The organism is Streptomyces boluensis, assembly GCF_009908195.1.
GTDB classification, from domain to species: domain Bacteria; phylum Actinomycetota; class Actinomycetes; order Streptomycetales; family Streptomycetaceae; genus Streptomyces; species Streptomyces boluensis.
Map to the genome: position 1 here is coordinate 1 of NZ_JAAAHS010000678.1, position 1760 is coordinate 1760.

Below are 1760 nucleotides of genomic sequence, written 5' to 3' on the forward strand. Positions count from 1 at the left end.
GCGACATTGACGACTATTCCGTCGACGTGCGCGGTGGTGTCCTCGGCCTCCTTGAGCGTGTTCCGCATCGCCGGGGGCAGGATGTCCGGCGTACCGACGTGGTGCACGCGCCAGCGGCCGTCGGAGGGCGTGGGGCAACAGGAAGGAGGCCACGGTGACTCCGTTCACGAGAGAGAAGGCGGCGCCGGTCGGCCGCGCGCCCCGCTCCATCGCGCTGACGCGCTCGTCCTCAAACGCCGGACGGGCTGGGTTGAACCGCCGACAGCCCGCTCAGCCCAGCCCCGGTAGCGGGAGAGGCGTTTGACCGTGTCGCCGGACTGGGTGAACGCGACCAGGAACTTCGCGCCGAGGAAGTCGCCCATGTCCGCTGCCGCGCGGGCGACCGCGCCGCCCTGGGTGCGGGGTTTGTTGCGTTCGGTGAGGGGCGGGAGGCCCTTGGCGAGGATGTCCTCCTCGGCGGCGGCGACGATGCGGGACATGGTGCGTACGGTCTCGATGGGGTATTTGCCGACGCTGGTCTCGCCGGAGAGCATCACGGCGTCGGTGCCGTCGATCACCGCGTTGGCCACGTCGCTCGCTTCGGCGCGGGTGGGGCGGGAGTTGTCGATCATCGAGTCGAGCATCTGGGTGGCGACGATGACGGGTTTGGCGTTGCGCTTGGCGAGTTTGATGGCGCGCTTCTGGACGATCGGGACTTGTTCCAGGGGCATTTCGACGCCGAGGTCGCCGCGGGCGACCATGATGCCGTCGAAGGCGGCGACGATGTCTTCGATGTTGTCGACGGCCTGGGGTTTTTCGACCTTGGCGATGACGGGGAGGCGGCGGCCTTCTTCGTTCATGATGCGGTGGACGTCTTCGATGTCGCGTCCGCTGCGTACGAAGGAGAGGGCGATCACGTCGGCGCCGGTGCGCAGGGCCCAGCGGAGGTCTTCGACGTCCTTCTCGGAGAGGGCGGGGACGGAGACGGCGACGCCGGGGAGGTTGAGGCCCTTGTTGTCGGAGACCATGCCGCCTTCGATGACGGTGGTGTGGACGCGGGGGCCGTCGACGGCGGTGACTTCGAGGGTGACTTTGCCGTCGTCGACGAGGATGAGTTCGCCGGTGGTGACGTCGGCGGCGAGGCCTTCGTAGGTGGTGCCGCAGGTGTGGCGGTCGCCTTGGACGCCGTCTTCGACGGTGATGGTGAACTCGTCGCCGCGTTCAAGGAGTACGGGGCCTTCGGTGAAGCGGCCGAGTCGGATCTTCGGGCCTTGAAGGTCGGCGAGTACGCCGACGCTGCGGCCGGTTTCTTCGGCGGCTTCGCGGACGCGGCGGTAGCGCTCCTCGTGTTCGGCGTAGGTGCCGTGGCTGAGGTTGAAGCGGGCTACGTCCATTCCGGCTTCGACCAGTGCCTTGATCTGGTCGAAGGAGTCGGTGGCGGGGCCCAGGGTGCAGACGATCTTTGCTCGGCGCATGGTTCGAGCCTAGGGCTTACCGGTGGGTAGAGAATTGGCCTCTCATGACTACTCAACAACCTTTGCGTGAAGGGTTGTTGACAACTGTTGAATTGTGCGGGGCATTGCTCCGATGAGCGCTCGAATTGCCGATGCGTGCGCTCATGCGGGCGAATTCCGGGTCGATTTCAGAGTTGTGGGGGTGCCATGGTGAAGCGGGCGTTGAGGGCGGCGTGGACCGTCTGGCGTTGAGGTTCGAGGTCGAGGGTGGGGGCGGCGCCGGCGGTTTCGGGGGCGCCGTAGGCGACGGTGCGGAGGCCGCCGGGG

3 pseudogenes are annotated in these 1760 nt (G+C 67.3%); all 3 read right to left on the minus strand.

Going from position 1 to position 1760, the window contains the following annotated elements:
* Positions 1–125, minus strand: a pseudogene (locus GUY60_RS37365) (isoprenyl transferase); the annotation flags it as partial.
* Positions 126–281: 156 nt separating this feature from the next.
* A pseudogene (gene pyk / locus GUY60_RS37370) lies at positions 282–1454 on the minus strand (pyruvate kinase); the annotation flags it as partial.
* 167 nt (positions 1455–1621) lie between these two features.
* A pseudogene (locus tag GUY60_RS40125) lies at positions 1622–1760 on the minus strand (SIMPL domain-containing protein); the annotation flags it as partial.